5 protein-coding genes and 1 pseudogene are annotated in these 6,501 nt (G+C 61.7%); 4 read left to right on the forward strand and 2 right to left on the reverse strand.

Going from position 1 to position 6,501, the window contains the following annotated elements; genetic code table 11:
* The first annotated feature begins 38 nt into the window (after nt 1-38).
* Together GVN17_RS23440 and GVN17_RS23445 are read left to right on the forward strand one after the other, a co-directional pair.
* Nucleotides 39-716 carry a response regulator gene (locus GVN17_RS23440; RefSeq protein WP_166597640.1) on the forward strand — a complete coding sequence of 226 codons (678 nt, stop codon included), beginning with the start codon at nt 39-41 and terminating at the stop codon, nt 714-716.
* Entirely contained in the window at nt 713-2,056 is a 1,344-nt protein-coding gene (locus tag GVN17_RS23445) for an ATP-binding protein (RefSeq protein WP_166597641.1), read from the forward strand. Before GVN17_RS23440 ends, GVN17_RS23445 begins: the two co-directional genes overlap by 4 nt.
* 106 nt (nt 2,057-2,162) lie before the next feature.
* Here the strand turns inward: GVN17_RS23445 and GVN17_RS23450 are convergent, their stop codons facing one another.
* Nucleotides 2,163-3,224, reverse strand: coding sequence for an AraC family transcriptional regulator (locus tag GVN17_RS23450; RefSeq protein WP_166597642.1), 1,062 nt, complete (start codon nt 3,222-3,224; stop codon nt 2,163-2,165).
* A gap of 345 nt (nt 3,225-3,569) precedes the next feature.
* Here GVN17_RS23450 and GVN17_RS23455 point away from each other — a divergent pair, with 345 nt between their 5' ends.
* Both GVN17_RS23455 and GVN17_RS23460 read left to right on the forward strand, forming a co-directional pair.
* Nucleotides 3,570-4,904 (forward strand): dicarboxylate/amino acid:cation symporter, encoded by a 1,335-nt coding sequence (locus tag GVN17_RS23455; protein ID WP_166597643.1) that lies wholly within the window; start codon nt 3,570-3,572, stop codon nt 4,902-4,904.
* Nucleotides 4,905-5,177: 273 nt separating this feature from the next.
* Nucleotides 5,178-6,359 carry a CaiB/BaiF CoA-transferase family protein gene (locus GVN17_RS23460; protein ID WP_166597644.1) on the forward strand — a complete coding sequence of 394 codons (1,182 nt, stop codon included), beginning with the start codon at nt 5,178-5,180 and terminating at the stop codon, nt 6,357-6,359.
* Nucleotides 6,360-6,362: 3 nt separating this feature from the next.
* Here GVN17_RS23460 and GVN17_RS23465 read toward each other — a convergent pair.
* Nucleotides 6,363-6,501, reverse strand: a pseudogene (locus tag GVN17_RS23465) (zinc ribbon domain-containing protein); the annotation flags it as partial.

Genomic DNA, 6,501 nt, shown 5'->3' on the forward strand with positions numbered 1-6,501 from the left:
CATCAAGCGAGAGGTATGAATGTGCCTGGGAGTGCGTCATGAAACTGCTGGTTGTCGAAGATGAAGCCCTGTTGCGCCATCACTTGCAGACCCGCCTGACCGAAAGCGGTCACGTGGTCGAAGCGGTGGGCAATGCTGAAGAGGCGCTGTATCAAGCGGGGCAATTCAACCACGATCTGGCGGTGATCGACCTTGGCCTGCCGGGCATAGGCGGGCTCGACCTGATTCGTCAGCTGCGCGCGCAAAACAAGGCTTTTCCGATTCTGATTCTGACCGCTCGTGGCAATTGGCAGGACAAGGTCGAAGGGCTGGCCGCAGGCGCTGACGACTACGTGGTCAAGCCGTTTCAATTCGAAGAACTGGAAGCGCGCATGAATGCTCTGCTGCGCCGTTCCAGCGGCTTCACCCAGTCGACGATCATTGCCGGTCCGCTGACGCTGGACCTCAATCGCAAGCAAGCGTCCATGCACGAGCAGCCGTTGGCGCTGACCGCTTACGAATACCGGATTCTCGAATACCTCATGCGCCACCATCAGCAGGTGGTGCCGAAAGAGCGCCTGATGGAGCAGTTGTACCCGGACGACGACGAGCGTGACCCGAACGTGATCGAGGTGCTGGTCGGCCGACTGCGCCGCAAGCTCGAAGGCGCGGACGGCTTCAAGCCGATCGACACCGTCCGAGGCCTGGGTTACCTGTTCACTGAGCGCTGTCGATGATTCGATCGCTCCGCGTCCGGCTGATGCTGGCCGCCGCAACCTTGGCGGTCATCTTCATGCTGTTGATGTTGCCTGCGTTACAGAGCGCCTTCAGCCTGGCGCTCGAAAGCTCCATCGAGAAACGCCTGGCGTCGGACGTCACGACGCTGATTTCCGCTGCCCGGGTCGAAGACGATCGGCTGATGATGCCGACGCTGCTTCCCGGCGAACAATTCAGCCTGCCCGACAGCCGTTTGCTCGGGTACATCTATAACCGGGCCGGCAAGCTGGTCTGGCGTTCTCGCGCCACCGAAGACGAAGCCATCGACTACCAGCCGCGCTATGACGGGCTGGGCACCGAGTTCGCCAAGATCCGTCAGGCGGACGGCGAAGAATTCTTCGTGTATGACGTGGAAATCAAGCTGCTCGGCGGGCGCAACGCGGCCTACAGCATCGTGGCGGTGCAACCCGTTCGCGAATACCAACAGACGATTTCCGGCCTGCGCGAGAAGCTGTACCTGGGCTTTGGCGGCGCCTTGTTGGTGTTGCTGATTCTGCTGTGGGTCGGCCTGACGTGGAGCCTCCGGGCGCTCAAGGGCATGAGTCAGGAACTGGACCAGGTCGAAGAGGGCTCGCGGGAAGGTCTCAGTGAAAAGCACCCCAGCGAACTGCTGCGCCTGACCGGCTCCCTCAACCGCCTGCTGCGCAGCGAGCGCGAGCAGCGGACGCGTTACCGCGACTCCCTCGGTGACTTGGCCCACAGCCTTAAAACGCCGCTGGCCGTGTTGCAGGGCGTCAGCGAGAACATCGCCAAGCGCCCGGAAGACCTTGAGCAAGCGCGCATTCTGCAGTCGCAGATCGAGCGCATGAGCCAGCAGATTGGCTATCAATTGCAACGCGCGAGCTTGCGCAAGAGTGGGTTGGTACGCCATCACGTGGCCTTGAAGCCTGTGGTCGAGAGTTTGTGCAACACGCTGGAGAAGGTCTATCGCGACAAGCGGGTCAATGTCACGTTTGACTTGCCGGACGACAGCCAGGTGCAAATGGAGGAAGGCGCGTTGCTGGAAATGCTCGGCAACCTGCTGGAAAACGCCTATCGCCTGTGCCTGGGCGAAGTGCGGGTGAGCTGGCAGCCGTCGGTGATGGGCGATGTCTTGCTCATCGAAGACGACGGTCCCGGTGTGCCGCAGAGCCAGCGTGCCCGGATTCTGGAACGCGGTGAGCGGCTGGACCGGCAGAATCCGGGGCAAGGGATCGGGTTGGCGGTGGTCAAGGACATCATTGAAAGCTACGGCGCGCAGTTGACGTTGGGCGAGTCGAACCTGGGGGGCGCGGCGTTCAGGATTCAGTTTGCGATATGAGCCACGTCAGACTCCCCTGTAGGAGCGTGGCTTGTCCCGCGACCGGCTGCGCAGCAGTCGTAACTCCTGATGACGGGGCATTCCTGACACGCCGCATCTACCGGCTTTACGACGACTTCGTCGCCGGTCGCGGGACAAGCCACGCTCCTCCAGTAGGGTGGGCGGGGCATCGATCCCCCTGCGCGCGATACGCTCCCGGTGTCAGCCCGGTCCACTTCTTGAACGCACGATGAAACGCCGACGGCTCGGAAAAGCCCAATTGCTCGGCGATCTCTTGCAGGGAATGGTCTGCCTGCCCCAGGTGATAAATCGCCATGTCCCGCCGCAACTCGTCCTTTAATCCCTGAAAGCTCGTGCCTTCTTCTCGGAGGTGGCGGCGCAGGGTCTGGGGGCTGATGTGCAGGTGATCGGCGGCGATTTCCAGGTCTGGCCAGCGTTGGCAGTCCCGGCTTAGCAACCTGCGCAACTGACTGCTGAGGCTGTCGCCCTCGTCCGGCCGCGCCAGCAGGTCAGCGGGGGAGCGTTCGAGAAAGCGCTTCAGCGTGCGCTCGTCCTGTAACAGCGGCAGGTCCAGGTAGCGGGCGTGAAAGGTCAGCGCGGTCTGCGGGGCATCGAACTGGATCGGGCAATAGAACAGCAGATCGTATTCGGCGCTGTGGGCGGGGGCGGGGCAGGCGAACGTGGCCTGTTCCAGCCGGATGCGTTGCCCGATCAGCCAACTCGCCAGCCGGTGCCAGATGACCAGCAGCGACTCGCTGAGAAAGTGCGCCGGATCGCGCAGGCTTGATTCGTCCAGACACAACCGGACCTCGTCGCTGTCACGTTCCAGGCTCAAGCGTGGGGCGTCCGGAAACAGTCCATAAAATAAGAAGCCCCGCTGCAGCGCCTTGTCCAGCGTGCGGCAGTGAATCACCGCGTGGCACATCATCGCAAAGGTGCCGCGCTTGCTCGGGGCGAGCCCAAACCCCATGAATTCATCGTCCAGCGCCCGCCACACCCCTTGAATCAGACGTGCGAACTGCTCCGGGGCGATCCGCGCCCGAGGCTCGTTCAACAGTTCGGGCTGAATGCCCGCCTGTTCGAGAATCGGCGCGCAATCGAGCTGATAGCGCTTTGCACCTTGCAGCACGGCGCGGGCGAAATGGCTGGCGATGGTTCGATGGCGCATGACAGGCCCGTTGATCTTCACATGGCGAACGGATGAATGGCCGATGGTAGGCAGTGGCAAAGGGATGTCACAAGGCGGATACCCGCCAATGACCGGGCTATTTTGTCGGGAATGGGCGGAAATCCGCCATCGCTGAATCGAATTGTTGGCTACCGTTAACCGAGCAGTCCATGCCGTTCGGGGCTTCCGGTGATTTTTTGAAAGATGGCACGGTGATTGCGATAGAGGGCGCAGAGGTCTGCCGCGCGCAGCTCGACAAAAACAAATCCCTCCGAGCAGGTGGGTTCGCACTTTAGGCGTCGGTGTATCAGGAATGACACGCGCGATGCTCTTGAGGAAACTGCAATGACGACTCGTCAGCCAATCTACAAATCCCTGTATGCCCAGGTGATCGTTGCAATCATCATTGGTATCGCACTCGGTCACTGGTATCCCGAAACTGCCGTTCAGCTCAAACCGTTTGGTGACGCGTTCATCAAACTGATCAAAATGGTCATCGCCCCCATCATCTTCTGCACCGTCGTCAGCGGTATCGCTGGCATGCAGAGCATGAAATCCGTGGGCAAGACCGGCGGTTACGCGCTGCTCTACTTCGAAATCGTTTCGACCATCTCGCTGATCATCGGCCTGGTCGTGGTCAACGTCGTTCAGCCGGGCGCTGGCATGCACATTGACCCTGCCACCCTGGACGCGTCGAAAATCGCTTCCTACGTGACTGCGAGTAAGGATCAGACCGTCGTCAACTTCCTGCTCAACGTGATTCCGGGCACCATCGTCGGCGCGTTCGCCAACGGCGATATCCTGCAAGTGCTGATGTTCTCGGTGATCTTCGGTTTCGCCCTGCATCGCCTGGGTGCCTACGGCAAGCCGGTGCTGGACTTCATCGATCGCTTCGCTCACGTCATGTTCAACATCATCAACATGATCATGAAGCTGGCCCCGCTGGGTGCACTGGGCGCCATGGCCTTCACCATCGGCGCTTACGGTGTGAGCTCGCTGGTGCAATTGGGCCAACTGATGCTGTGCTTCTACATCACGTGCCTGCTGTTCGTGCTGGTGGTGCTGGGCGCCATCGCTCGCGCACACGGTTTCAGCGTCCTGAAACTGATCAAGTACATCCGTGAAGAGCTGCTGATCGTGCTGGGTACTTCGTCGTCTGAGTCCGCACTGCCACGCATGCTGATCAAGATGGAGCGTCTGGGCGCGAAGAAATCCGTTGTGGGTCTGGTCATCCCGACCGGCTACTCGTTCAACCTGGACGGTACTTCGATCTACCTGACCATGGCGGCCGTGTTCATCGCTCAAGCGACTGACACCCACATGGACATCACCCACCAGATCACCCTGCTGGCCGTTCTGCTGCTGTCCTCCAAAGGCGCCGCCGGTGTGACCGGTTCGGGCTTCATCGTGCTGGCCGCGACCCTGTCGGCTGTCGGTCACCTGCCGGTGGCCGGTCTGGCGCTGATCCTGGGTATCGACCGCTTCATGTCCGAAGCCCGCGCACTGACCAACCTGGTGGGTAACGCGGTTGCCACCCTGGTAGTTGCCAAGTGGGTGAAAGAGCTGGACGTGCCGCAAATGCAGGCCGAGCTGGCTTCCGGTGGCCGTGCCATCGAAGAAACCCGCCCTGAAGACGACCTGGGCGTGGCCGAAGGCCCTGCTTCGGTAGGCCGTTCGTAATCGGTTAGCCTCGCGCTGAACTGAAAAGCCCGCCCACGGGAAACCGGGGGCGGGCTTTTTGTTGGATGACCGATTCAAAATAATGCGCAATCCCTGTAGGAGCGAATTCATTCGCGAGAGGCCGGTACATTCGATGGGTTTTTATCGGATGTACAACCGCTTCGCGAATGAATTCGCTCCCACAGGGATTTGCCTCCACAGGGCTGACTTCATTGCCCCATTGAATGCGCCGACCTACGCTGTCCCACATCACTGCTGCCCAGGGAAGCTCGCATGCACGGTCCGCTGTCCTCGCTCAACGTCCTCGATTTCTCCACGCTTCTACCCGGCCCGTTCGCCTCGCTGTTGTTGGCGGACATGGGCGCTGAGGTGTTGCGCATCGAATCCCCGACCCGGCCTGACCTGGTGCGCGTCATGCCGCCTCACGATCAAGGCGTTTCCGCAAGCCACGCCTACCTCAATCGCAACAAGCGCAGCCTGGCGCTGGACCTCAAGCAGCCCGAGGCGGTGGCGGTGGTCAAGCGGCTGGTCGCACAGTACGACATTGTTTTGGAACAGTTTCGTCCCGGCGTCATGGAGCGGCTGGGGCTTGGGTATGAAGCCCTCAAGGCGATCAATCCAAAGCTGATTTACGTCTCGATCACCGGCTACGGGCAGACAGGGCCGTACCGTCAGCGTGCCGGGCACGACATCAACTACCTGGCCATCGCGGGGCTGGCCAGCTACACCGGCCGCAAAGACAGCGGCCCGTTGCCACTGGGCATGCAAGTGGCTGACATTGCGGGCGGGTCGCTGCACGGCGTGATCGGTCTGTTGGCGGCGGTGGTGGCGCGGCAGCACACCGGGTTGGGGCAGTTCGTCGACATCAGCATGACCGACTGCGCCTTCAGCCTGAACGCTCTGGCAGGGGCCGGGGCGCTGGCCGCAAACGTCGAGCCTCAGCCTGAGGGCAACTGGCTCAACGGCGGCGGCTTTTACGACCACTACCGCAGCCGCGACGGGCGCTGGTTTGCGGTCGGCAGCCTGGAGCCTGCCTTTGTGCGAACGCTGTGTGAGACCTTGGGACGGCCGGAACTCGCGAAGCTCGGTTTATCACCCGAAACCGTGGATCATCTGGCCCTCAAACGGGAATTGCAGATCGAATTCGAGCGGCGCGGCTTTGACGAACTTGAGGTGCTATTCGCTGGGGTGGACGCGTGCGTCGAGCCGGTATTGAGCCTGTCCGAGGCCGCGCAGCATCCGCAATTGCAGGCGCGGCAGGTCGTGACGCAGGTGCCTCGGCGCGATGGCACTTCGCAGCCGCAGATGGCCTGCCCGGTGAAGTTTTCCGAAGGCTTGCCCGCGCCCCGGCACATCGGCGTTTCAGTGGGCGCGCACAGCGATCAGGTGTTGCGGGAAGCGGGGTTCAGCGAGCAGGAAATAAGCGCGTTGCGGGAAGCGGGTGCCGTGGCGTGACGGTCATTCCACCCGCGTCTCGCCGCTGAACACCAGAATCTCCCGGCAGCGACGGCACAGATAACGGCGCCCCTTGCGGACCAGCTTGTGCCGCTGCACCGAGAACGGGAAATCGCTTTCCGGGCACGGGCAGCGGTAGATG

The sequence above is a fragment of the Pseudomonas sp. SLFW genome (assembly GCF_009905615.1).
Taxonomy (GTDB): Bacteria; Pseudomonadota; Gammaproteobacteria; order Pseudomonadales; family Pseudomonadaceae; genus Aquipseudomonas; species Aquipseudomonas bambusae.

What these genes read in the sequence shown, in the direction of transcription:
- GVN17_RS23460 (WP_166597644.1), top strand. Translation starts at nt 5,178, where the DNA reads ATGCACGGTCCGCTGTCCTCGCTCAACGTCCTCGATTTCTCCACGCTT.
- GVN17_RS23450 (WP_166597642.1), bottom strand. Translation starts at nt 3,224, where the DNA reads ATGCGCCATCGAACCATCGCCAGCCATTTCGCCCGCGCCGTGCTGCAA.
- GVN17_RS23440 (WP_166597640.1), top strand. Translation starts at nt 39, where the DNA reads ATGAAACTGCTGGTTGTCGAAGATGAAGCCCTGTTGCGCCATCACTTG.
- GVN17_RS23455 (WP_166597643.1), top strand. Translation starts at nt 3,570, where the DNA reads ATGACGACTCGTCAGCCAATCTACAAATCCCTGTATGCCCAGGTGATC.
- GVN17_RS23445 (WP_166597641.1), top strand. Translation starts at nt 713, where the DNA reads ATGATTCGATCGCTCCGCGTCCGGCTGATGCTGGCCGCCGCAACCTTG.